This window comes from Haloarchaeobius sp. HME9146, assembly GCF_025399835.1.
Taxonomy (GTDB): domain Archaea; phylum Halobacteriota; class Halobacteria; order Halobacteriales; family Natrialbaceae; genus Haloarchaeobius.
This window is the reverse complement of record NZ_JAODVR010000001.1, coordinates 3,355,188-3,377,362: the sequence shown is the minus strand read 5'-3', so window position 1 is coordinate 3,377,362 and position 22,175 is coordinate 3,355,188. Positions and strand designations below refer to the sequence as shown.

General features: G+C 67.5%; 22 protein-coding genes. 10 read left to right on the top strand and 12 right to left on the bottom strand.

Annotated elements, in window-relative coordinates; translation table 11 throughout:
• The first annotated feature begins 9 nt into the window (after window positions 1-9).
• Entirely contained in the window at window positions 10-966 is a 957-nt protein-coding gene (locus N6C22_RS17365) for an alpha/beta fold hydrolase (RefSeq protein ID WP_261652390.1), read from the top strand.
• A 47-nt stretch (window positions 967-1,013) separates the two neighbouring features.
• On the opposite strand, the gene N6C22_RS17360 is transcribed toward N6C22_RS17365, so the two are convergent.
• Together N6C22_RS17360 and N6C22_RS17355 are read right to left on the bottom strand one after the other, a co-directional pair.
• Window positions 1,014-1,445 carry a universal stress protein gene (locus N6C22_RS17360; protein ID WP_261652389.1) on the bottom strand — a complete coding sequence of 144 codons (432 nt, stop codon included), beginning with the start codon at window positions 1,443-1,445 and terminating at the stop codon, window positions 1,014-1,016.
• 91 nt (window positions 1,446-1,536) lie between these two features.
• Entirely contained in the window at window positions 1,537-3,390 is a 1,854-nt protein-coding gene (locus N6C22_RS17355; RefSeq protein ID WP_261652388.1) for an ATP-binding protein, read from the bottom strand.
• A 109-nt stretch (window positions 3,391-3,499) separates the two neighbouring features.
• Between N6C22_RS17355 and N6C22_RS17350 the strand changes: the two genes are divergently transcribed.
• Window positions 3,500-3,835 carry a hypothetical protein gene (locus N6C22_RS17350; protein ID WP_261652387.1) on the top strand — a complete coding sequence of 112 codons (336 nt, stop codon included), beginning with the start codon at window positions 3,500-3,502 and terminating at the stop codon, window positions 3,833-3,835.
• A 9-nt stretch (window positions 3,836-3,844) separates the two neighbouring features.
• Here the strand turns inward: N6C22_RS17350 and N6C22_RS17345 are convergent, their stop codons facing one another.
• Together N6C22_RS17345 and N6C22_RS17340 are read right to left on the bottom strand one after the other, a co-directional pair.
• The gene (locus N6C22_RS17345; protein WP_261652386.1) at window positions 3,845-3,991 is read right to left on the bottom strand and encodes a hypothetical protein; all 147 of its coding nucleotides are present in this window, start codon (window positions 3,989-3,991) and stop codon (window positions 3,845-3,847) included.
• An 87-nt stretch (window positions 3,992-4,078) separates the two neighbouring features.
• A complete protein-coding gene (locus N6C22_RS17340; RefSeq protein ID WP_261652385.1) occupies window positions 4,079-5,332 on the bottom strand; it encodes a DNA double-strand break repair nuclease NurA in 1,254 nt (417 codons plus the stop codon).
• A 115-nt stretch (window positions 5,333-5,447) separates the two neighbouring features.
• Between N6C22_RS17340 and N6C22_RS17335 the strand changes: the two genes are divergently transcribed.
• Window positions 5,448-5,702 (top strand): hypothetical protein, encoded by a 255-nt coding sequence (locus N6C22_RS17335; protein ID WP_261652384.1) that lies wholly within the window; start codon window positions 5,448-5,450, stop codon window positions 5,700-5,702.
• 57 nt (window positions 5,703-5,759) lie between these two features.
• Here N6C22_RS17335 and N6C22_RS17330 read toward each other — a convergent pair whose 3' ends face one another.
• Window positions 5,760-6,803: a hypothetical protein gene (locus N6C22_RS17330; protein WP_261652383.1), complete on the bottom strand. Its 1,044-nt coding sequence runs from the start codon at window positions 6,801-6,803 to the stop codon at window positions 5,760-5,762.
• A 164-nt stretch (window positions 6,804-6,967) separates the two neighbouring features.
• Here N6C22_RS17330 and gpmI point away from each other — a divergent pair, with 164 nt between their 5' ends.
• Window positions 6,968-8,539 (top strand): 2,3-bisphosphoglycerate-independent phosphoglycerate mutase, encoded by a 1,572-nt coding sequence (gpmI, locus tag N6C22_RS17325; protein ID WP_261652382.1) that lies wholly within the window; start codon window positions 6,968-6,970, stop codon window positions 8,537-8,539.
• 8 nt (window positions 8,540-8,547) lie between these two features.
• On the opposite strand, the gene N6C22_RS17320 is transcribed toward gpmI, so the two are convergent.
• Complete coding sequence (locus N6C22_RS17320) at window positions 8,548-9,744, bottom strand: MFS transporter (protein ID WP_261652381.1); 1,197 nt, start codon at window positions 9,742-9,744, stop codon at window positions 8,548-8,550.
• Between the two features lie 156 nt (window positions 9,745-9,900).
• Between N6C22_RS17320 and N6C22_RS17315 the strand changes: the two genes are divergently transcribed.
• Both N6C22_RS17315 and N6C22_RS17310 read left to right on the top strand, forming a co-directional pair.
• Entirely contained in the window at window positions 9,901-10,221 is a 321-nt protein-coding gene (locus N6C22_RS17315; RefSeq protein WP_261652380.1) for a hypothetical protein, read from the top strand.
• Window positions 10,208-12,361, top strand: coding sequence for a HEAT repeat domain-containing protein (locus tag N6C22_RS17310; protein WP_261652379.1), 2,154 nt, complete (start codon window positions 10,208-10,210; stop codon window positions 12,359-12,361). Before N6C22_RS17315 ends, N6C22_RS17310 begins: the two co-directional genes overlap by 14 nt.
• Window positions 12,362-12,372: 11 nt before the next feature.
• Here N6C22_RS17310 and nadC read toward each other — a convergent pair whose 3' ends face one another.
• The 5 genes from nadC to N6C22_RS17285 all read right to left on the bottom strand — a co-directional run bounded on the left by nadC (window position 12,373) and on the right by N6C22_RS17285 (window position 18,006).
• Window positions 12,373-13,182 carry a carboxylating nicotinate-nucleotide diphosphorylase gene (nadC, locus tag N6C22_RS17305; protein ID WP_261652378.1) on the bottom strand — a complete coding sequence of 270 codons (810 nt, stop codon included), beginning with the start codon at window positions 13,180-13,182 and terminating at the stop codon, window positions 12,373-12,375.
• Window positions 13,183-13,192: 10 nt separating this feature from the next.
• Complete coding sequence (locus N6C22_RS17300; protein WP_261652377.1) at window positions 13,193-14,698, bottom strand: L-aspartate oxidase; 1,506 nt, start codon at window positions 14,696-14,698, stop codon at window positions 13,193-13,195.
• Window positions 14,699-14,701: 3 nt separating this feature from the next.
• Window positions 14,702-15,835, bottom strand: a complete 1,134-nt coding sequence (nadA, locus tag N6C22_RS17295; protein WP_369684424.1) for a quinolinate synthase NadA — start codon at window positions 15,833-15,835, stop codon at window positions 14,702-14,704.
• Between the two features lie 215 nt (window positions 15,836-16,050).
• Complete coding sequence (locus tag N6C22_RS17290; protein ID WP_261652376.1) at window positions 16,051-16,416, bottom strand: hypothetical protein; 366 nt, start codon at window positions 16,414-16,416, stop codon at window positions 16,051-16,053.
• A gap of 57 nt (window positions 16,417-16,473) precedes the next feature.
• Window positions 16,474-18,006, bottom strand: a complete 1,533-nt coding sequence (locus N6C22_RS17285; RefSeq protein ID WP_261652375.1) for an amidohydrolase — start codon at window positions 18,004-18,006, stop codon at window positions 16,474-16,476.
• Between the two features lie 114 nt (window positions 18,007-18,120).
• On the opposite strand from N6C22_RS17285, the gene hmgA reads away from it, so the two are divergent.
• The 3 genes from hmgA to N6C22_RS17270 all read left to right on the top strand — a co-directional run bounded on the left by hmgA (window position 18,121) and on the right by N6C22_RS17270 (window position 20,142).
• The gene (hmgA, locus tag N6C22_RS17280) at window positions 18,121-19,332 is read left to right on the top strand and encodes a hydroxymethylglutaryl-CoA reductase (NADPH) (RefSeq protein ID WP_261652374.1); all 1,212 of its coding nucleotides are present in this window, start codon (window positions 18,121-18,123) and stop codon (window positions 19,330-19,332) included.
• A gap of 47 nt (window positions 19,333-19,379) precedes the next feature.
• The gene (locus N6C22_RS17275) at window positions 19,380-19,724 is read left to right on the top strand and encodes a cupin domain-containing protein (RefSeq protein ID WP_261652373.1); all 345 of its coding nucleotides are present in this window, start codon (window positions 19,380-19,382) and stop codon (window positions 19,722-19,724) included.
• 70 nt (window positions 19,725-19,794) lie between these two features.
• Window positions 19,795-20,142 carry a hypothetical protein gene (locus N6C22_RS17270; RefSeq protein WP_261652372.1) on the top strand — a complete coding sequence of 116 codons (348 nt, stop codon included), beginning with the start codon at window positions 19,795-19,797 and terminating at the stop codon, window positions 20,140-20,142.
• Between the two features lie 15 nt (window positions 20,143-20,157).
• On the opposite strand, the gene N6C22_RS17265 is transcribed toward N6C22_RS17270, so the two are convergent.
• Entirely contained in the window at window positions 20,158-20,682 is a 525-nt protein-coding gene (locus N6C22_RS17265; protein WP_261652371.1) for a DUF5817 domain-containing protein, read from the bottom strand.
• An 83-nt stretch (window positions 20,683-20,765) separates the two neighbouring features.
• On the opposite strand from N6C22_RS17265, the gene N6C22_RS17260 reads away from it, so the two are divergent.
• Entirely contained in the window at window positions 20,766-22,175 is a 1,410-nt protein-coding gene (locus N6C22_RS17260; protein WP_261652370.1) for a PAS domain-containing protein, read from the top strand.

Genomic DNA, 22,175 nt, shown 5'->3' with positions numbered 1-22,175 from the left:
GACTAGAGAATGAGCGGTCTCGAGGCGGTCTCTCGTCGGTTGTTGGGGAAGCAGCGCGCGGAACTGCCGTACCTCGGAGACGGGGCGACGGGGATGCGTGCCGTCGCCCGCCGACTGGTCGAGAACCCGTCCGTCCTGACGCTCTCGGACGGTAGAACGCTCGGGTACGCGGAGACCGGCGACCCGGCTGGTCGGCCGGTCCTCACCTTCCACGGGATACCCAACGGCCGCCTGGGTGCGGCCGTCTTCGACCAGGTCGGTCGGGACCTCGGGGTGCGTGTCATCGCCCCCGAACGCCCCGGTGTGGGCGTCTCTGACCCGGACCCGTCCCGTGAACTGACCGGGTGGCCAGCCGACGTCGTCGAGTTACTGGACGCACTCGATATCGATGCGGCCCCCGTTCTCGGCATCTCCGGCGGTGGCCCGTACGCCCTCGCCTGTGGCGCGGTCGCCCCGGAGCGATTCCCTCGCGTCGCCGTCTGCTGTAGTTCCGGGCCACTCGAGTCGGTGCCCCGGCTCCTCCGACTGATGATACGCGCCGCGATCCACGTGCCGTGGGTCATCCGGGCGTTCCTCGGGTTCGAGGTTCGGTCGGCCCGGTACGCGCCCGGGTGGACGATAGAGCGGCGTGTCAGGGGTGCCGCGCCGCGGGACGAGTCGGTCTGGCGGGGTGACGTCGGGAAGCTGCTGGTCGCCTCGATACCGGCTGCCTGCCAGCACCACGGCACGGCGGCGTTCGTGCGAGACCTCCAGCTGTTCGGCCAGGACTGGCCGTTCTCGCTCGCTGCCATCGACGTGCCGGTCGGCATCTGGCACGGGCGTGGGGACAGGATCAACCCGGTCGAGATGGGGACGCATCTGCTCGATGCCATCCCCACCGCAGAAGGACACTTCTACCCGGAACTCGGGCACCTCTCCATCTTCGTCGAACACGACGCGGAGATGTTCGAGTGGCTCGTCCGCTGACGGGGCCGGTGGGAACCGCCGTCGAACCGCGGGTCACCGCACCACGGTCACCGAACCACCGTCACCGGGCAGTTCGCGTGCCTGATGACGGCCTCGGCGACGCTGCCGAGCAGCATGCGTGAGACGCCGGAGCGGCCGTGGCTCCCGGTGATGATGTGGTCCACGTCGTGTTCGCGGGCGTAGGCGACGATGCGCCGAGAGGGCCGCCCGACGACGATCTCGGTGTCGACGTCGACGCCGACCTGGGCGGCAGCCCGTTCCGCAGTCGCGAGGCGTTCTTCGGCTGCCATCTTCGTCTCCTCGTACCACTCCTCGGGCAGGCTCGGGATGGTGAGCTTGCGGCTGTAGCCGGCGGACGCAGGGTCGATGATGGTGAGGAGGGTCATCCGTCCCGCGTCGTCGAACTCCTGCAGCGCCAACCGCAGGGCGTGGTCGGCCTGCACCGAGTCGTCGTAGGCGACGAGGACGTGCTCTGCCATTGGTATAGAGTAGCACACTCTGGCGGATAAATGCATCTCCGGCGTCACCCCCCGTGTACTAATCGAGAAACGGCGGGAACGACGCCCGTTCTCAGCGTCCGTGGCTCGTCACACACGTCGAGAGGCCGATGCACTCGACGGGTTCGGAGTTGTCGGGCGAGTAGACGACCATCTGGCCCTTCTCCATGTAGGGCACCTTACTTTCGAGGTTGGCGGGGATATTGACGCTCTTGATGGCGTCTTCGTCGCCCAGGTTGAGCACGACCGTCGTGTTCACCTGCTTGAACACCGGGTCGGCGATGTCCTGGGGGTCCTGCGTGATGAGGAACAGCCCGAGGCGCTCCTTGCGGCCCTGCTTGGCCGCCTCGGTGAACTTCGTGATGACCTTGCGGGCCTGGACGGTATCGGCGTCGGTGAGGAAGTTGTGCGCCTCGTCCATCCCGAGAACCATCGGGGTCTCCTTGATGCGGTCGAAGTCGGGGTCGTTCGAGAGCTTCTGGTCGACGAGCAGGCTCGCGAGGGCGAGCACCACCGTCGTGGTCGTCCGCGAGTCGTTGACGTGGTAGGTCGGGACCACCGAGAGGCCGCCCGGGCGGACGAACTCGTGGACGAGGTCGGTGATGGGCTTCGCGGACTGGTCGAACACGTCGCCGAAGCCGTAGGTCCGACGCTTCACCGCGTCGAACGTCGCCTCGTGGATGCGCCCCGATTCGTGCAGCTCCTCCTTCAGCGCGGGGTCGTCGAGGAACGACCGGAACTGCGAGTAGGTCCCGCTGTCGCCGTGCTGGCGGAAGAACCGTCGCAGGAGCTGTTTCAGGGCGGGGTACTGGTTGTCGTTGAGGCCGCCGCTGGCGACGAGCCAGGGACGCGACCGCACCATCGAGAACGGGATGGTGAACTCGACCTGTTCGGCGCGGTGGTGATCGGCGGCGTAGCTCGCCTGGCCGACCTTCGGGACGAACGCCGTCGTGTCCTCGATGCCGCCGTGAGCGATGTCCTCGCGCTCAAGCTTCCGCGCGAACTCGTCGGTCATCTCGGGGTTGTCGTCGTGCATCTGGGCGTACTCGTCCTGCGGGTCGAAGACGACCATCGCGGGGCGGACGTCCCGGCCACCTTCCATCGGGTAGGTGCGGTCCGAGTCGAGGTACTGCCGGAGGATGTTCTTCGCGCCGTGGGTCTTCCCGGAGCCGGTGCCACCCGCGACGAGGGTGTGCCGGAACACGAGCGGGTCGCCCGCCTCGTAGTCGTCTTTGAGCCGGTAGTCGATGGTCGGGGGCTCCGCGTTCGTCCGGACCTTCTCGCCACCCACGGAGAGATGTCCTAAGAAGACGCCTTCCTCGGGCATCTTCAGGCCGGTCTTTATCTCGGTGGTGTCGGTCGCTTCCCTGATTATCGTCTCCGGTTTGGGGACGCGGTCGACCATCCGGCGCTTGAGTTCGCCCGAATCTTCGAAGAGGACAGCCATCGGCTCCAGCGTCGCCATGAACTTGTAGTCGGCCTCGTCGATACCGTCGCGGCGCATCGCGCGCCGGGCGTGGATCTCGGTCGCGTCGTCGGCGTGGAACGCCTGGGCGTACTCCAGGCCGGTGATACGGGCGAAGAGCTTCTCGCCGTCGGGGTACGGTGCGAGCAGGTACGAGCCGATGCGGACGTTCGGCCGGTTCCCCGTGGTGACGTACGCCCGCAACTGGGTGTCCTCCTCGCGCTCGGCGATGCGCAGCCCCTCCGAGACCGCGATGGTCCCGAGGCCGCGGTCGCGCCCGCTCGGGGTCACGTCCATGCGCTGGAAGTCGTCGGTCTGGTCGTTGCCGCCGGTCGCGGTCGGCGGCTCGCCGGACGGGTCAGTCGTCGCGCCGTCGTCCTGCCTGGCATCCCCGGCTGGCCCGTCGGCGTTGGCCGGCTCGTCGTCTACGTCGAAGTCCCCGAAGTCACCGAGGTCGGTCATACCCCAAGGCAAGGAATCGCGGCGTGAAACCGGTTTCCCTCGGTCGGGTGTGCGCCGCGGTCGACGGTAGGCCGTGGTCTTATGCGCGTCGGTCGCCTAGTCACAACCCATGTTGTTAGTACGCGGAAGTGCAGCCGGTACCGACCTGACCGGCACCATCTACGAGCGGGGTGAGGACGCGCCGGAGTTCCGCGGTGCGCCCGACGAGGACGCCCCGTACGTCTGGGTGTGCGACGAGTTCTACGAGGTCGAGAGCGGCGGGACGGTCCAGGAGGTCGACGGCGAGGAGATACACATCGCCTTCGAGTCGCCGATGCCGCGCGGGTTCGACACCAAGGACCAGGCACTGGCCGCCGCCAAAGAGCACGTCCGGACCCAGTTCGCCCGGGTGGGTGTCGACCCGGACATGGTCGACATCTCGGTGCAGAAAGCCGAAACGGCCTGACTCTTCTCTCTATCCCCAGCGCGTATCGTCGTAATCTCGCGTGCGACGCGCCTGGAACGTCTCTTCGAGCGTCTCGGTGAGCGCACGCTTCTCGTCGCGGCTGATGCGCGCGGGTTCGACACCAAGGACCAGGCACTGGCCGCCGCCAAAGAGCACGTCCGGACCCAGTTCGCCCGGGTGGGTGTCGACCCGGACATGGTCGACATCTCGGTGCAGAAAGCCGAAACGGCCTGACTCTTCTCTCTATCCCCAGCGCGTATCGTCGTAATCTCGCGTGCGACGCGCCTGGAACGTCTCTTCGAGCGTCTCGGTGAGCGCACGCTTCTCGTCGCGGCTGATGCGCGCGAGTTCGTCGGCCTTCGCGACGGCCAGCGGCGGGCCACCCTGGGCGGCGATCTCCTGGAGCGCGAACAGCCGCAGGTTCTCGCGGGTCTCGGCGTCCTTCGTGAACGCGTAGGGCGCTTCGAGCCGGTACACCAGGTCGTCACGCGGGTCGTAGACGGCGCAGAACGTCACCTCGTACTGTTCGGGGTCGAGTCGACGGTCGGCACCGAGCGCGTCGCCGTCTTTCGAAAGCGGGTGGTCCGCGCCGCCGCGGGAACGGAACCAGTTCGTGCAGGTGAGGTTGTGCGTGTCGCGCTCCCAGCGCTCGGCGTCGTGGTCGAACTGGCCGCGTTCGAGGATTCGCGTGAAGAACGCGGAGTCGTCGACCCAGGGGGCGTGCCCGCCCTTCTCGCGCACGGTGCGGGTGATGACCTTCGTCGCGGGGTTCTTGACGAACCCGACGAGGGGCACGTCCCTGGTGACGAACGTCTCGACGAGCTCGACGTAGTTCTGGACGACCTCCTGTGGCTGGTCCTCGTCCTCCAGCAGCGCGGCCAGCTCGGGGTGCTGGTCGGCCCACTTGAACAGGCCCTTGGGATACAGCGGCCCGTCGAGCACCAGCAGGTCGTCGACGAGGTCGGCCTGCAACAGCGCGTGTTCGGACTCGGCGAGGTAGAGCGCCAGCGCGTGGACGACGCCCTCCTCGTACCGGTTGACGTGCGGTGCGTGGCGGATCTGCGACCGGATGTAGCCCTCGTCGTACACCGTCCACTCGCCCTCGTCCACGTCGACCGTGGCGTCGTTCGTGTGGACCGTCATCACGAGGGTGCGAGCCCGGTGCAGGTCGAGGTCCGAGGGGGTCGCCGACATCGCGGCCTGGGCGATGTCGAGCACTAATCCATTGGTGAACGTGGTCGGGTTGATGGTCCCCGAATCGAGCCCGTGGACCTCCTCGTAGGGCACCTCCGCCAGCGCCACGTCCTCGACGGGGGCGACGTGGCGGCCCTGCTCGCCCAGTGGGTCGAGCACGGTTCGCCCGTCGTCGACCAGCGGGTCGAGGAACTCGTCCCACACCGTCCGGGCGAAGTCGCGGTGGTCGTCCTCGCCCACGTCGTACCTGATGCGTTGGGCAAGCTGCGCGATGCCCTCGAAGTGCACCGGGTCCAGCGTCATGTCCCACCGAACCCACCCTGCCGTACTAAAGCCGACGGTAGCCGCGACAGTTAACTCGGTTCCGTGTTCAAATTTATCAAGAGATTTATATGAATGTGTCCGCGATGACTACCCGATGACGGAGCGAACCGCGAAAGCGGTCACCGAGGACGAGCCGGCCTACGACTGGACGCGAACCGACACCGGCGTGCGAATCTACGACCCCGAGAACCCGGACGCGTGGGTCGAGATGGAGTTCGAAGCAGGTGTCCCGCCGGAGAAGCGCCTGTTCATGGTCTGTGACGAGTGCGGTGCCGTGGTGGCCCAGCCCACTCGTCCCGGCAACTGTTCAATGTGCGTGGAGTGCGACGCATCGTTCGAACTGGAGTGACCCAGCCAGCGTTTTTTTAGCACGGTGGAGCCGACAGGACCGGTCTCTGCAGTTGCATCAAAGCGGCCCATGCGAGTGCCAAACACGGTTTCCAGGACCGATGACGAAAACGTAGGCTTCGCGCTCTTCAGCCCGCCCAATCGGCCCGAACGTCACAGCCGGTGCAGAGAACGCTCGGCCACCATGGATCCGCCAGTTATCGTAACCGCTACCGTTCCAGCGTCGGCTATAGACGGCGCTGTCGGTCCCGACCGTGAAGACGTGGGGGAGATATTCGGCCGACAGCTGCGCAACGCCGACACCCCGAGTTGCGAGCTCCCAGACTTCCGGTTGCAACCGTTCCCACTTCACGGGTCTGACACCGGACGCCCTGAGCCGACGTTGTTGTTTAGTAACACCACTCCTGAGGACGTTGGACTTGTAGTCGATGGCGTAGATGTACGGTTTGTCATCCCAGTAAGCTGCGGCCGGAATGCCACGGAGCCCCTGTTCACTCCCCGAGTAATGTGCTTCTCTCCACCTGGTGAAGCTTCCACCTGGTTCGAGTCTGGTGAAGAACACTTTCCCGTTCCTCCCGATGACCATCGCGTGGGCTCTGTTGCTCGGCGTCGCAGCTACACCGTATCGTGCCGGCCGTCTCCGTCCCTGAAGCCGAGTGGAAGACCAGCCGCTCCAGGCAGCCCCGTTCCAGTCGTTGTGCCAGACGTCGCCGTCGACACCGATTCCGAAGACGACCATGTTGTGTGGCGCTGTCGATATCGCGGTCGGTGGTGCCCAGACTTTCCCTCCCAGTGACTCCCAGCGAGACCACGTCTCGCCATCTGTGGTCGTGGTGTGTCGAACTGCGGCGTTGCGGTCGACCGTGAAGAGTGAGAGGTGGCCCTCTCCCCACGACGTAGCAGAGACGCCGTATTGTGCAGTTTTCCCCGGAATCCGCTCCCAGTTCGTCCAGCCTCTTGGTTGCGCGGTCACCGGTGATGGTACCGTTCCGAGCGTGGCGATGGTCCCGGCACCGGCGAGGTATTTCAGCAGTGTTCGACGGGACAGGACACCGTGTCTTCCACTTCCTTCGATACGTTCGATTCTCTCTCGACTCCCCATATTTCAACGTATGGGGTTCGAGAGAATGAGGTGGGCCCTGATTTCTACCGGCCAAGCGGACCGCTCTCGTCTTCTTTGTCGGCCAGTCAGTGGTTCGTTCCGGGTTGGGCCGAATGCATGCCCGTAACGAACCTTTCTTTGTACCGACCCGCGACGCCTCTGACATGGACGCGGCACTCATCATCCTCGACGGCTGGGGGCTCAACGACGACCCCGGCGACCATCGCGACGCGGTCGCAGCAGCGCACACACCCGTCTTCGACCGGCTGAAGCGAACCGGTGCGTACGGCCGGCTGTCGGTCGCGGGCCGGCGCGTCGGCCTGCCGGACGGCCAGATGGGCAACTCCGAGGTCGGCCACCTCAACATCGGGGCGGGCCGTATCGTCATGCAGGAGTACACCCGCATCGAGGATTCCATCGACGACGGCTCCTTCTTCGACAACGAGGCGCTGGGCTCGGCGTTCGCGTACGCCGACGACAATGGAGGGAAGGTCCACCTCATGGGCCTCGTCAGCGACGGCGGCGTCCATTCCTCCCAGCGCCATCTCCACGCACTCATCGAGATGGCCGCCGAGCGCGAGATTCCGGCGGTCACCCACGCGTTCACCGACGGGCGCGACACCGCGCCCCACGGCGGCGAGTCCTACCTGGCCGACCTGGAGGCGCACGCCCAGCAGTACGGCACCGGCGACGTGGCGACGGTCTGCGGGCGCTACTACGCGATGGACCGCGACCAGAACTGGGAGCGCACCCGCCAGGCGTACGACGCCATCGTCGAGCGCGAGGCCCCACACCACGCCGACAGCGCGGTCGAGGCCGTCACGGAGAGCTACGACCGCGGCGACACCGACGAGTTCGTCGAGGCGACCACGGTGGGCGAGCACGACGGTATCGAAGATGGCGATGCCATCGTCTTCTTCAACTTCCGGTCGGACCGCGCCCGCCAGCTCGTCCGGATGCTCCAGGCGGTCGAACCCGAGGAGGACTGGCCGGAGCCCCCGGAGACGAAGCTCGTGACGATGACGGAGTACGACCAGACGTTCGACTTCCCGGTGGCGTTCGAGCCCCACGAACCCGAGGACGTCCTCGGCGAGGTCCTCTCCAAGGCGGGCAAGACGCAGCTCCGGATGGCGGAATCGGAGAAGTACGCCCACGTCACCTACTTCCTCAACGGCGGGCGCGAGGTCGAGTTCGAGGGCGAGCAGCGCGAGATCATCGAGTCGCCCGACGTGCCGACGTACGACGAGACGCCGGCGATGAGTTCGCGACAACTCACCGAGGCGGCGGTCCGGCGCATCGCGACCGACGACCCGGACGTGCTCGTCCTCAACTACGCGAACCCCGACATGGTCGGGCACACGGGCGACTACCGCGCCGCCGTGGAGGCGGTCGAGGCGGTCGACGTCCAGCTCGGGCGGCTCGAAGCCGCGGTCCGGGCCGCCGGCGGGCACGTCCTCGTCACGGCCGACCACGGGAACGCCGACGACATGGGTACCGAGGAGGACCCGCACACGGCCCACACCTACAACGATGTCCCGTTCGTCTACACCACGCCGGGTGGCGACGACGGCGGGAAGCGCGTCCGCGAGGGCGGGTCGCTCTGTGACATCGCCCCGACGCTGCTCTCGCTCGCCGGGGTGGCGAAGCCGGCCGCGATGACCGGAGAGAACCTGCTGGTCCCCGAGCAGACGGACCTGCAACTCGAACAGCAGGCGGACCTGCTCGACGACGAGTAGCACCTTCCTCAGTCCGCTTCCAACGCATTTGGAACGCTCACCAGCCCGCCCGAGAGTCGTACCGAGGCGACCCCCGCGAGCAACACCAGCGCGATGCCGGCCAGCCCGAGCGCGAGGTACTGCGAACTGTCGGCGACCCGGCCCACGGCCACGCCGAAGGGGATGGCGACCACGGCGTTGACCATCGAGACGCCGGAGAGGACGGTCGCCCGGCCGGCGGTCTCGATGCGGTCGTTGACGTACTGGCTGGCGAGGGTGTTCGTCGGCGCGTTCACCGCCCGGACGAGTACAAACGCAGGCATTGCGGCCAGCGGTGCGACGAGCGCGAGCGCCAGTGCGACCCCGGTGATGGCCGGCGCGACGACCACCCAGCCGAGCAGGCCGAACCGGTCTCGAATCCAGTCCGCCCGATAGCTCGCGCCGGCACCGAGCAGGGTGAAGCCGCCGTAGAGCCAGCCGAGCCAGACCTGTGGCACGCCCAGGCCGACCGCCACCGGCTGGGTGAGCCGGCTGGTCGCGCTCGCGATGGCGAGCACGACCGCCACCCAGAGGACGAACCCGCGCAACTCGACCGAGAGCAGGCGCTCGCGGAGGATGGGAAGCGCGTCGGCGGCCGTGATGCGGTCGTCGTCCTCGACCGAGACGCTCGGGAAGGTCATCAGGACGACCACACCGACGGCAAAGAGCGCGCCGGTCGCGTAGAACGGCCAGCGAAGGCTCACGTCGCCGAGGTAGCCGCCGACGACCGAGCCGGCCGCACCGACCGCGAGCGTCAGGGACTGGCCGCGACCGCGGATTCGGGTGAACTCGTCGGAGTCGTCCTCGCCCCCGCGGTCGAGCACCTCGTACAGCCAGGCGTCGGTGCTGCCCGACTGGAGCGTCGAGCCGAGCGCCCACAGCAGGTAGATGCCCGCGAGCGCCCAGAACGTTCCTGAAGCGCCCATCGCGACGACCGCGACGGCCCGGAGGACGTTGCCGACGACGAGGCTGTTCTTCCAGCCGATGCGGTCCCCGACGTAGCCCGTCGGCACCTCGCCCAGCGTGATACCGATCCACCAGATGGCGTCGAGGACCATTATCTCGGTGAAGCTCAGGCCGTTGGCACGGAGGAACAGCACCCAGATGGGCGTCGCGAGGCCCACGGAGGCGGTCGCCTTGTAGGCGTAGTACTTGAGTACGGGGAGGGGAGGGCGGGACCGGAGCACGGGCCAAAATCGTCGTGGCAGGTCCTAAACCGTTTTCTGAAGCCGATTATTGTAATCTATCCGACTTAATTTCGTCAGTGGGATTATGTGCTGCGGCGGTGACCAGAATCCATGGGCGCTGACAGGAACTATCTGTGTCTGGAGCCGCGAGCTGGTGTGGCTCACGACGACCTCCGGGGCCGGCTCTCCGACGCCGTATTCGACGAGCGGACCGACCGCTCCGGCGAGTCGCTGGTCGTCGTCGGGGTCGGTCGGGATGCGACCCCGGCCAGGGAGGAACTCATGGCCGTCGCCGGCGACGTGGCACGGGCGTTCCTCCTCCACGTCTACGACACCTCGATGACTGGCGTCGGCTGGGTGTACGAGCGGGCAGACGGTGCACTCGAAGCGCGTGAGAAAATCGAGGGCAGCGAGCGCTACGGCATCGACGTGGTCGACTACGTGAAACGGGAGTACGACATCGATGGCCCTCGCTGACGCAGTGGCGGCCCTCGACTCGGCGTCGGTCGACGAACGCCGCGAGGCCGGTCGCGAACTCTTCCGACACTCTCGCAGCCGAATCGACGACTTCGACGACGAGGCGATGGCTGCACTGGCCGACGCGACAGACGACCCCGACCCGGTGGTTCGGGGCCACGCCGTCGGTGTCCTCGGCGAGGTGGCGTTCCGGCAGGGAGAGTACGACGAACCGATTCCACGGCTGACGCCCGTGCTTGAGGCGCTGACGGACGACGATGAGCGTGTTCGACAGACCGCCACCGGGGCCCTCTGGAACCGGGAATGGATGTACGGTCTCGGGGTCGACGACCGGCCAGCGATGGCCGAACAGGCCCGGGTCGTCGCGGCGGGGCTCGTGGCGTGTCTCGGAGACTCCGGTGACCTGATTCGCAAGCGAGCCGCGAGAACACTCACCGGTCCCCTCGTCGCAAGCCATCCCGACCCGCAGGCGGCCGCCGGTCGCGTCCTCGACGCGCTCGTCGACTACCCGGCACACACCCGCCAGTTGACCGACGTGCTCGACGAACTGTCCGAGGAACATCCCGCTGTTCTCGAATCGCACGTCGACGCCCTCCTCGGTCACCTCGACGCGGACCAAGAGCAGGTCCGGAACGCCGCCGGTGTCGCCCTCTCGAACCTCGTCGCCTCCGACCCCGAACTGGCGACCGAAGTCCTCGAGCGCCAACCCGATGCCGCCGAACGAATCACGGCCGGTCTTCGGCGCACGATACTGGCGACACCGTACGACCGGAGCGACCGACGCGAGCGTGCCGCGGCCGCAGACGCGTACGCGGACGTCGTCACCAGCGTCCCCGGGCTCGACATGGATGCAATCGAGGTGTTCATCTCCTTGCTCGCGAGCCCGTCGGTCGATCTTCGGCGGGCCGCAGCGACCGGGCTGGTCAGGGTCGCACGCGGCGCACCGGCTCGCGTCGAACGCATCGACCACACCGAGGGCGAGTTCGAGCCAGCCGCCATCGAACAACTCGCACGGACCGTCGACGACCCTGCCGAGTTCGACACCGAGTACCTGTTCCCGCTCGAAGTGCTGGCGACTGGCCATCCCGAGTTCGTGACCGACCGCCTGCGCGACCTTCTCGAGCGCCACATCGACCCGAATGCGAGCCTGTTGCTCGAGTCCGTGCAGGTGCTGGAACGAATCGCAGCCGTGGACCCGACCGTCGTCTCGGCGGTCGTCCCCGACCTGGTGGCCGCGCTCGATGCCGACGCGCGGACCACTCGGACCCGGGCGGCGGCGACGCTCGGGGACGTGGGCGAAGACTACCCGGACCTGCTGTCACCGGTAACGATCGGCCTCGGCAACGCCCTGTCCCGAATCGACCCGACCGGGCAACGCCTCGCACTCAAAGGCCTCGCGGCAGTCGCAGAGTACGACCCAGACGCAGTCGCGGAACTGGCTGACGTCGTCGCTGATTGCCTCCCTAACCCCCACCCCAGCGGTCGCGAGGCAGCCGCAGCGTTCCTCGTCGCCGTCGGCGAAGACAGGCCAGCTGCGATTCCCGAGGCTGGGCGGTCCCTGCTCTCGGTCGACGACACGGACGACCCCGCGTGGCCGCTGGGGATCGTTGCCCGCGACGCCCCGTCGTTCGTCGACTCGTTCCTCGCGGACGAACTCGACTCGGTCTTCGACGCGAGCAAGGGTGACCAGCGCCGGTTCGGGTCGCTCCTGGGGGAGGTCGTGGCCGACGGTGCAGCCGTGGGCGTCGACGCGGTCGATTCGCTCGTGGACGTGCTAGAGACCGGGAGACAACAAGAACGGGAAATCGCTGCTCGGGTGCTATACCGGGCTGCGAAGGTCGCCCCGGCGGCTGTGGCGGACTCGACGGCCACTCTCGCGCTCGCGGCCCGGTTCGCCGACGAAGACGAACGGACCGCGACCCGCTCGGAAGCCATCTACGCACTGGACGAACTGGCAATCGCCGCACCCCTCGATGTCGAGTCCGCGCTGGAGTGGGCGGTCAAGGACGTGGCTGCACTGGCGGCGGCCCTCGACGATTCTCTCGAGCTATCGAAGTGGTTCCTGCAGACGGTCTCGAAGATAGAGGAAGAACGGGAGGGTGACTCGCCGATTCGGTCGTGGCACCCGCGGTTCGACTAGGCGTTCGAATCCTATTCGCCCGTCCGGAACGAGTAGTCCAGGCTTGCCGCGGAGTGAGTAAGGGAACCCATCGAGATGACGTCGACGCCGGTCGTCGCGTAGTCCGGGACGGTCTCCAGCGTGATGCCGCCAGAGGCCTCGGCGAGCACCCCATCGGGAAGCAACCCGACCGCTTCGGCCGTCGTCTCGGGGCGCATGTTGTCCAGGAGGACGATGTCTGCGCCAGCATCGGCTGCCTTCGGCGCGTCTTCGGGTTCCTCGACCTCGACCTCAATCTTCGTCGCGAACGAGACGCGCTCGCGGAAGTGCTCGATTGCCCCCTCCAGGCCCATCTCCGCGATGTGGTTGTCCTTCACCAGGACCATGTGCGAGAGATCGAGGCGGTGGGTGTCGCCCCCACCGGCCACCACGGCGCGTTTCTCGATGCCCCGAAGGCCGGGCGTGGTCTTGCGGGTCGCCGCGATTCGCACGTCGTCGTCGACCTCGCGGGCCGCGTCGACCGCCTTCCGGGTGCGGGTCGCGACGCCGGAGGCGTGCCCGACGACGTTCACCGCGATGCGTTCGGCCCGGAGGACGGCTTTCGCCGGTCCCTCGACGCGGAGCACCACGTCCCCCATCTCGATTTGCGTGCCATCCTCGACCGCTTCGACCACGTCGACACCGACGTAGTCGAACACGCGCTCGGCGGCGTCCATCCCGGCGACGACGCCGGGTTCTTTGGCGACGAGTCGACCGGTCGTCTCGCCGGGCACCTCGTTCGTCACGTCGTGATGCCCCAAATCTTCGCGGAACCACTGCTCTATCTGGGAGTCGTGAATCATCGTGGTACCATCAGTCGTCCGCAGTCGCGGCGGCTTTCTCGTCCTCGCTCACGACGTAGTGGCAGCCGACGCTTTCCTCGTTCCCGGCGGCTGCTCGCGAGATGAGCAGGGCCGTGACGCTCGCGTTCCGGAGCTCGTACAGGTCCCGCGCGGTGCGGGTCCGGATGTAGGCGTCGACCTCGCCCTTGAGCCGGCGCAGGACGCCCTGTGCCCGGGCCATCTCGGTCGGGTCGCGGCGCAATCCGAGGTACTCGTCCATCACGCGGCGCAGCCGGTGGAACTTCTCGGCGGCGAACCGCGGTGGGAGGTCCGGGTCGCGGTCGAGCAGGTCCGGTGCCTCGACCGGCTCCGGCTCGACGCCGACCGCGTCCTCACCGGCGCGCAGGCCCCAGACGAGTCCTTCGAGCAGGCTCGTGCTGGCGAGGCGGTTCGCGCCGTGGACGCCGGTGCGGGCGCACTCCCCGACGGCGTAGAGCCGGTCAAGGGTGGTCTTCCCGCGGTCGTCAACGTCGACGCCCCCGCAGAGGAAGTGCTCGCAGGGGGCGACCGGAATCCCCGAATCCCAGTCCACGTCGTGCTCTTCGCACTTCGCGGCGAGGTCCGGGAACGCTTCCGCGAACGGTTCGTCGAGGGTGGAGACGTCGAGCGTGACCTCCCCGGTCGAATCTATCTCGTCCTGGACCGCCCGGGCGACCACGTCGCGCGGGGCGAGTTCGGCGTCCGGGTGGTAGTCCGGCATGAAGCGTTCGCCCGCACCATTGCGGAGCAGGCTGCCTTCCCCGCGCACTGCCTCGGAGAGGAGGAACGGCTCCTCACCTGCGTAGGCGGTGGGGTGGAACTGCACGAACTCCATGTCGGCCACGTCGGCCCCCGCGAGGGCGGCCATGGCGATGCCGTCGCCGGTCGACCCCGCCGGATTGGTGCTGCGCTCGTACAGGTCGCCGATACCGCCGGTAGCGAGGACGGTTGTGCCCGCGAACACCGGTTCGCCGGTCTTCTCGGTGTCCAGCATCGCGCCGTGGACCCGACCCTCGTGGGTGATGAGCTGGAGCGCGGCGGTGTCCTCCAGGATCTCGACGTTCTCGTGGTCGTCGAGGTAGTGCAGGAACGGCCGGAGGATGTGCTTGCCCGTGGAGGCGTCGACGTGGAGGATACGCTTCTCCGAGTGTGCCGCCTCCCGGGTGTAATCGAACTCCTCGGTCTCCGAATCGAGGTCGAACTCGACGCCGAGCGTGTCGACCAGCACGTCCTCGACGGCCGAATCCGCGTTCTTGACCAGTACGTCCACTGCGGCCTCGTCGGCGGTGTCCGCGCTGGCCGCGATGATGTCCTGTTTGAACCCCTCGGGGTCGGTGCCCGTCGTGGAGATACCGCCCTGTGCCCAGTCCGAGGAGGCGTCCTCGGGCCGCTCCGCTTTGGTGACGACGAGGACGTTCGCGCCCTCGCGGGCCGCGGCGAGTGCGGCCGCACAGCCTGCGATACCGGTGCCGACGACGAGTATCTCGGTTTCACGCATGATTCAGACCTCCAGCATGCGGTCAAGTGCAACCTTGGCCAGTTCCTTCTCCTCCGGCGCGACCTCGATGACGTTGCGCTCGCGGCCTTCGACCAGTTCCTCGAGCACCCACGTCAGGTAGTTCGGGTCGATCTGGCGCATCGCGTTGCAGTCCATGCAGGCGTCGCCACACAGCGGGAGGACGTTCACCTCGGGGTGCCAGCGCTGGAGGTGGTTCGTGAGGTGGATCTCGGTGCCGATGGCCCACGTCTCGCCGGGCTCGGCGTTCTCGATGGTCTCCGTGATGGCCGCCGTGGAGCCGGCCTTGTCGGCGGCTTCGACGACCTCGCGGCGGCACTCGGGGTGGACGATGACCTTCGCGTCGGGGTGCTGCTCGCGCACCTGCTCGATGTGGTCGACGCGGAAGCGCTCGTGGACCTGACAGTAGCCGTCCCAGAGGATGATATCGGACTTGGCGACCTGCTCGGCGTCCTTGCCCTCGGGGTCCCACGGGTCCCACTCAGCCATGTTGTCCTGCATGCCGAGTCTGTGGGCCGTGTTCTCGCCGAGGTGCTTGTCGGGCAGGAACAGCACCTTGTCGCCGCGCTCGAACGCCCACTCGAACGCACGGTGGGCGTTCGAGGACGTACAGACCAGCCCGCCCTGCTCGGCACAGAACGCCTTCAGGTCGGCGTAGCTGTTCATGTACGTGATGGGGATGATGTTCGCGTCGGGGGCCGCGCTCGTGATCTCCTCCCACGCGGCGTCGACCTGCAGCGCCTCGGCCATCCCGGCCATCGGGCAGGAGGCCTCCATGCTCGGCAGGATGACGGTCTGGTCGTCGTCGGTGATGATGTCGGCCGACTCCGCCATGAACGTCACGCCGCCGAAGATGACGTACTTCGCGTCTGCGTTCGCCGCCTCCACGCTCAGCTGGTAGGAGTCGCCGATGAAGTCCGAGTGGTCGACGATTTCGCGGCGCTGGTAGTTGTGGCCCAGGATGACCACGTCGTCGCCGAGTTCGGCCTTCGCCGCCTCGATGCGTTCGGTTCGTTCCGCCTCGGTCAGTTCGCGGTACTCCGCCGGGAGCTGTTCAAGGTTGTCGTACTTGAACAGGCTCAGTTCCGTCTCGAAGTTCGCGGTTTCCATCTTTGGCACGGTCTGGACACCTGTTGTTACCTAGCCGTCAGCGGGCCGCATTGAAGAAATTTTCTCTTCGATAGTCTGGTATGGGGGATTACCACCTCCTGATAGTGCTATCAGAGTGCATACTGTCGGGTACGGGTGGTTCGGTGAACAATAAACTACAGAGTGAGTTAACGATGGGTCGCCGTACTGCTCGCCCGGTTTCTATGACGAATCGACTTCGTGACTTAGGACGTGGCCTGGTCGAGCTGCATCGTGAGACCGAACACCAGCGCGAGACCGGCGACTGCGCCAGCGGTCCACAGTGTCTGGCCGAAGGGTCCACCCGCGGCGTCGGCGAGTTCGAACAGCGTGATGAGAGCGAACATCCTGACGAACCCCCTGCCGAAGTCCTGTTGCTGCATCGAGAGTCGGTGCCCGTGGTACACGGAATAGTAGGCGGTGCCACCGACGCCGACGACCAGCGGGAGCACCAGATTCGAGTCGCCGAGCGTGACGTAGGCGCCTGCACCAGCGCCGGTACCCACGAGGAGCGAGAGCCACAGCACGAGCAGTCGCCGCTCGCGGAGGGCGGCGAGGAGGGCGGAGAGCATACGAAACGTTTCTTCTAACCGATATAAAACAACGTCGATGAAAACGGTGGCCGACGACTACCGGCCGTCGTACACGACCTCGCCACCCACGACCGTCATCGCCACGTCGATGTCGCGAATCGACTCCTCGTGCTCCCACGGCGAGTCGTCCAGAACGGTGAAGTCGGCCTGCTTGCCAACTTCTATAGTTCCCAGGCGGTCCTCGGCGAAGCCCGCGTACGCGCCCCCGAGGGTGTACGCGCGGAGTGCTTCAGTAACAGTGAGCCGCTGGCTCTCGGCCGGTGCGTTCACCGCGTAGTCGACCCCGAGCAAGGGGTCCATCGGCATCACGTCGCTGGAGAACGCGAGATGGACACCAGCATCCAGCAGGTCACGGAAGCGGTTCGACTGCTCGCGGCGCTCGGTTCCCAACCGGGACTGGTACAGCCCCTCCTCGCCGGCCCACTGGAGGAAGTTCGGCTGGCAGGAAGCGACGATTCCCGAGTCGGCGAAGCGCTCGATGTGCTCGTCGGTGACCAGTTCGACGTGTTCGACGCGGTGACGGGCTTCGCCCGGGTTTTCAGTACTCTCGAACGCGTCCAGCGTCACCGTGATGGCCTCGTCGCCGATGGCGTGGACGGTCAGTTGCAGGCCAGCCTCGTCTGCCTGCTTGGTGATGTCGTGGAGTTCGTCGGGGTCGACGACCCACGTCCCGGTCTCGTCCGGGTCGTCGGCGTAGGGCTCGGTGAGTTTGGCGGTGCGGCCGCCGAAGCTCCCGTCGGTGAACGATTTTATCGCGCCCGTCTCGACCTTCTCGCTGCCGTGGTTGGTCCGGAGGCCGACCTCTTCGACGGCGTCGAGGTGGTCGCTCCAGTAGTTGATGCGGACTCTGATGTCCAGTTCGCCCGCCTGCTCCAGTTCGCGGTAGGCCCGCGGTGCGTGGCTCTGGCGGACCATGTCGTGGACTCCAGTCACGCCGCGTTCGACGGCGTGCTGCTGGGCGGCGCGGAGGAGTTCTCGCGTCTCCGCGGGGTCGGGGTCGATGGCGTCCCACACCGGTTCGATGGCGTCCTCGACGACCACCCCGGTCGGCTTGCCGTCGTCGGTTCGGACGTCTTCCGGGGGCATCTCGTCGCGCAGGCGCTCCAGGGCGACCGAGTTCAGCGCCGCGGTGTGCATGTCGACCCGCACTGCGGCGACGGGACGTTCTTCACTCACCGAATCGAGGTCCGCCTTCGTGAGATACCGGTCCTCGGCCCAGCTGGACTCGTCCCAGCCGAAGCCCAGAACCCACTCGCGGTCCTCACGAGCCTCACTGGCGAGCAGGTCGACCGCGTGCTCGGGCGAGTCGGCTTCGCTCAGGTCGGCGTGGACCTGGTACTGGCCGAGCTGTTGCATGTGGGTGTGGGCGTCGATGAACCCCGGGAGGACGGTTCTCCCGTGGCAGTCGACGACCTCGGTGTCGAGGCCAGCCAGGAAGTCCACCTCGTAGGCGTCGCCGACCCGGACGATTTGTCCGTCTCGAACCGCGACGGCCTCGGCGGTCTCGTCCGGCTCCGTCAGGGTGTGGACCTCCGCGTTCGTGAGCACGAGGTCCGCTGCGTCGGTCATAGTTCAAGGGGCGACGCGCCGGTGGGTAAACGTTTGGATGGCCCGTGTCCGCGAGTGCGCCCCACCCTGCCTGAAAGGGTAACCGGTATCAACCGCCACCGAACACCTTCTGGTATGACCGACCCGGCGACGCTCGCGGAACGGGTCCGCGAGGGGGAACTCCGACTGCACGAACTCGAAGAGCACGTGGACCACGACACGGCGACGGAAGCGCGCCGGCTCCTGCTCGAAGACGCGACCGACGCCGACCTGGACACGGTGGGCCAGTACGCCTTCGACGCCGAGGTCGCCGAGTCCGCCATCGAGAACATGATCGGCGCGGCCCAGATTCCGATGGGCGTCGTCGGCCCCGTCACCGTCAACGGCGGCGCGGCCGACGGCGAGTACTACCTCCCGCTGGCGACGACCGAGGGCGCGCTGCTGGCCAGCGTGAACCGCGGTCTCTCCGTCATCCAGTCCGCCGGCGGTGCGGACGCCCGCGTCACCAAGAGCGGGATGACCCGTGCCCCCGTGTTCCGGGTCTCCGGCGTCGTCGAGGCCGCCGAGACCGTCGAGTGGGTTCGCGAGAACACCGACCAGCTGCGCGAGGCGGCCGAGGCGACCACCAGCCACGGCGAACTGCTCGACGTGACGCCCTACGTCGTCGGTGACTCGGTGTACCTGCGCTTCCGCTACGACACCAAGGACGCGATGGGGATGAACATGGCCACCATCGCGACGGGCGAGGCGTGTGACGTGGTCGAGGCGGAGACGCCCGCCTCGCTGGTCGCGCTCTCGGGCAACCTCTGCTCGGACAAGAAACCGGCCGCGGTGAACGCGGTCGAGGGCCGCGGGCGCTCGGTGACCGCCGACGTGGTCATCCCCGGCGACGTGGTCGAGGAGCGCCTGCACACCACGGCGGGGGCCATCGCCGAGGCCAACACCCGCAAGAACCTCATCGGGAGCGCCAAGGCGGGGAGTCTGGGCTTCAACGCCCACGCCGCGAATACCATCGCCGCGGCCTTCCTCGCAACCGGGCAGGACGCCGCCCAGGTCGTCGAGGGGTCGAACGCCATCACGACCGCCGAGGAACGCGACGGCGACCTCTACGCTTCCATCTCCGTGGCGTCGCTCGAACTCGGCACCGTCGGCGGCGGGACGAAGCTGCCGACTCAGTCCGAGGCGCTCGACGTGCTCGGCCTCGCCGGCGGTGGGGACCCGGCCGGGTCGAACGCCGACGCCCTCGCGGAGGTCATCGCAGCCGGCGCGCTCGCGGGCGAACTCTCGCTGCTCGCCGCGCTCGCGTCGCGCCACCTCTCCTCCGCCCACGAGGAACTGGGTCGGTAACCGCGGTCGCCCCCTCGTTTTAGGTGCTCGCCCGGCGTCCACCCGGTATGGAACACGTTCCGAACGATTCCGTCGAGCCGACCGAAGCGGTCGAGGGCACGCACCTCTCGATGCTCGCTGGTGGCGAGCAGATGAACGTCCAGCACTTCTTCATCGAGCCCGGCTCGACAGTCCCCGAGCACAGCCACCCCCACGAGCAGGCGGGGTTCATCTACGAGGGGACGCTCACCTTCCTGGTCGACGGCGAGGAGATCTCGGTCTCTGCGGGGGACTCCTACTCGATTCCGGGCGACGAGGTCCACGGGGCCGAGAACCGCGGGGACGTGCCCGTCAAGGGCATCGACATCTTCAGCCCGCCGCGGGAGAACCCGGCCTGGCAGGACGACGACTGAGTGTCCGGGGTCGTCTCTCGAGGCACTGTTTGGCGGTAGTTTGATATAATTCTGTTATGAACGGTCGCGTATGAATCTCGCTGCCCTCAAGCCGTACCTGGTCCGGTACACGCTGCTCGCCGGTCCCCTGTTCGCCGCGCTCGTCCTCGGTGCCAGCGCCGTCGCCGGGATGCCCCTCCCCACTGTCTCGTTCTTCTTCGGCGGGGCGATGCTGGCCTGTGCCCCGCTCCCGTTCGCCGCGACCGACGCCGGGCTGGACACCGTCGAGGCGGGCGTGCAGGGCGGCTTCGACGTGACCGACCCGAGTTCCTTCCAGCCGCAGGGCGTCCCCGGCCGACTCGGACTGGCGTTCACTGCCCTCGGTGCGGGGCTGACCTCGGTCGCCGTCTTCCTCGCCACGAGCGGCGTGCTCGGGTGACCGACTCCCGGCGACTCAGAGTCTGCGGTAGCGTCCCCGACTCTCGCTGACCTCGCCACGCCGGACGAGCTTCTGCAGCGCCCTCTCGACGTAGTCGGCAGGGACGCCGTGTTCTTCGGCGAAGGCGACGACCTCGTCCTCGGTCGGCCGGTCGAGTTCGCGCAGGGCGGCCTCGACGGTCTCTTTCCGACTCAGCGACCGGCTGCCACCGCCGCTCGCGCGGTCGCCCGCGGCGTTCACCTCGTCCACGTCCAGCCCGGACGCTTCGAGGAACTCGGCGTCGTCGATGACCCCGTCGGCGACCGCGTCGTCCAGTTCGGCGAACGACTCCACCTTCGCGAACGCCTCGCCCTCCCCCTGGCGGTTCGCCAGCATCGACGCGCGGACCTCGCGGGCGTGGTCGAGATCGTCGGTCGTCACGAACGAGCGTACCTGCTTGAACTTGCGGCGCGTGCCACAGCGCCCACACTGGGTGCTCTCGGGACGGTCCTCGATGATTCGCAACGCGCCACAGTCGCTACACCCGACCACGTGGTACATACCCGACCGTCGTGCGGCCATCGGTTTGAATCTTCGTCCAGTTGGGCGACACGCTCAAGACGAGGGCTGGCGATTTGCAACTAATGACACGCTCGAGTGGTGCTCGACCGGCCAGTTTCCGGACCATCTCGGTCGACGCCCCGGTCGCGGTGCTCCTCGTCGCGCCGGACGAGGACGCCGTCGCCCTCGACGGCCGCTCCGGGTTCACCGTCACCCGCGTGGACTCGGCTGCCGCCGTCGAGCAGGTGCTCGCGTCCGACCAGTGCGTCGACTGCGTGGTCCACGCCACCGAGACCGGAACAGCCCCGGAGACGCTGGCGACCGTCCGGTCCCACACCGATGCCCCCTACCTGCTGTTCGGTGCCGACCCCACCTCGGAGGTCCTCGAAACGGTCCTCTCTGCGCCCGCCACCGAGTACCTGCCCCGGCTCGAGTCCGGCCGTTCTGACCTGCTCGCGACCCGGATTCGACGTGCCGTGACCCGGGCCCGGCTCGAACACGACCTGCAGTTGAAAGACCGGGCGATCGACCAGGCGGGCGTCGGCATCACCATCGCCGGCCCCGACGAGTCGCTCGTGTACGTGAACGACGGGTTCGAGGAGATGACGGGCTACAGCGCCGAGGAGGTCATCGGGAAGAACTGTCGGTTCCTGCAAGGCGAAGACACCGACCCGGAGACGGTGGCCTCGATTCGGGACGCCATCGACGCCAACGAACCCATATCCGTCGTGTTGAAGAACTACGACGCCGACGGGGAGCCGTTCTGGAACCAGCTCGACATCGCCCCCGTGTTCGACGAGGACGGCGAGGTCACCCACTACTTCGGATTCCAGAAGAACGTGACCGAACGGGAGGAACTCGGCCACGAACTCCGCCGGCAGAACGAGCGCCTCGAGGAGTTCGCGAGCGTCGTGAGCCACGACATCCGGGGACCACTCAGCGTCGCGAGGGGCCACGTCGAGACGGTCGCCGAACAGACCCCCTCGGACGGACTGGCGGCGGCACTGGCGGCCCTCGACCGCATCGAGCGCATGGTCGGCGACGTGTTGACGCTCGCCCGCGAGGGCGAGGTCGTGGCGGACCCCGAGCCGGTCGGCCTCGAGGCGGTCGTGACCAGGGCCTGGCAGACCGGAGAGACCGGCGACCTCGCCATCGCAGTCGAAGGAAATCTCGGTATGATCGAGGCCGACCCCGACCGTCTGCAGACGCTGTTCGAGAACCTGTTCCGCAATGTCGCCGACCATGCGACGGGCGCGACCACCGTCACCGTCGGCCGCCTCGATTCCGCGGTAGAATCCGGGTTCTACGTCGCCGACGACGGCCCCGGTATCCCCGAAGCCGAGCGCGAGTCGGTGTTCGAGCAAGGGTTCACCACCGACACGGATGGGACCGGGTTCGGCCTCGCCATCGTCGAGCGCATCGCGGAGGCCCACGGCTGGTCGGTGACGGTCGAAGAAAGCGAAACTGGTGGTGCTCGGTTCGTAATCTCGTAG

Coding starts and splice junctions, on each gene's coding strand:
- N6C22_RS17365 (WP_261652390.1), top strand. CDS start 10: ATGAGCGGTCTCGAGGCGGTCTCTCGTCGGTTGTTGGGGAAGCAGCGC.
- N6C22_RS17360 (WP_261652389.1), bottom strand. CDS start 1,445: ATGGCAGAGCACGTCCTCGTCGCCTACGACGACTCGGTGCAGGCCGAC.
- N6C22_RS17355 (WP_261652388.1), bottom strand. CDS start 3,390: ATGACCGACCTCGGTGACTTCGGGGACTTCGACGTAGACGACGAGCCG.
- N6C22_RS17350 (WP_261652387.1), top strand. CDS start 3,500: ATGTTGTTAGTACGCGGAAGTGCAGCCGGTACCGACCTGACCGGCACC.
- N6C22_RS17340 (WP_261652385.1), bottom strand. CDS start 5,332: ATGACGCTGGACCCGGTGCACTTCGAGGGCATCGCGCAGCTTGCCCAA.
- N6C22_RS17335 (WP_261652384.1), top strand. CDS start 5,448: ATGACGGAGCGAACCGCGAAAGCGGTCACCGAGGACGAGCCGGCCTAC.
- N6C22_RS17330 (WP_261652383.1), bottom strand. CDS start 6,803: ATGGGGAGTCGAGAGAGAATCGAACGTATCGAAGGAAGTGGAAGACAC.
- gpmI (WP_261652382.1), top strand. CDS start 6,968: ATGGACGCGGCACTCATCATCCTCGACGGCTGGGGGCTCAACGACGAC.
- N6C22_RS17310 (WP_261652379.1), top strand. CDS start 10,208: ATGGCCCTCGCTGACGCAGTGGCGGCCCTCGACTCGGCGTCGGTCGAC.
- nadC (WP_261652378.1), bottom strand. CDS start 13,182: ATGATTCACGACTCCCAGATAGAGCAGTGGTTCCGCGAAGATTTGGGG.
- N6C22_RS17300 (WP_261652377.1), bottom strand. CDS start 14,698: ATGCGTGAAACCGAGATACTCGTCGTCGGCACCGGTATCGCAGGCTGT.
- N6C22_RS17290 (WP_261652376.1), bottom strand. CDS start 16,416: ATGCTCTCCGCCCTCCTCGCCGCCCTCCGCGAGCGGCGACTGCTCGTG.
- N6C22_RS17285 (WP_261652375.1), bottom strand. CDS start 18,006: ATGACCGACGCAGCGGACCTCGTGCTCACGAACGCGGAGGTCCACACC.
- hmgA (WP_261652374.1), top strand. CDS start 18,121: ATGACCGACCCGGCGACGCTCGCGGAACGGGTCCGCGAGGGGGAACTC.
- N6C22_RS17275 (WP_261652373.1), top strand. CDS start 19,380: ATGGAACACGTTCCGAACGATTCCGTCGAGCCGACCGAAGCGGTCGAG.
- N6C22_RS17270 (WP_261652372.1), top strand. CDS start 19,795: ATGAATCTCGCTGCCCTCAAGCCGTACCTGGTCCGGTACACGCTGCTC.
- N6C22_RS17265 (WP_261652371.1), bottom strand. CDS start 20,682: ATGTACCACGTGGTCGGGTGTAGCGACTGTGGCGCGTTGCGAATCATC.
- N6C22_RS17260 (WP_261652370.1), top strand. CDS start 20,766: ATGACACGCTCGAGTGGTGCTCGACCGGCCAGTTTCCGGACCATCTCG.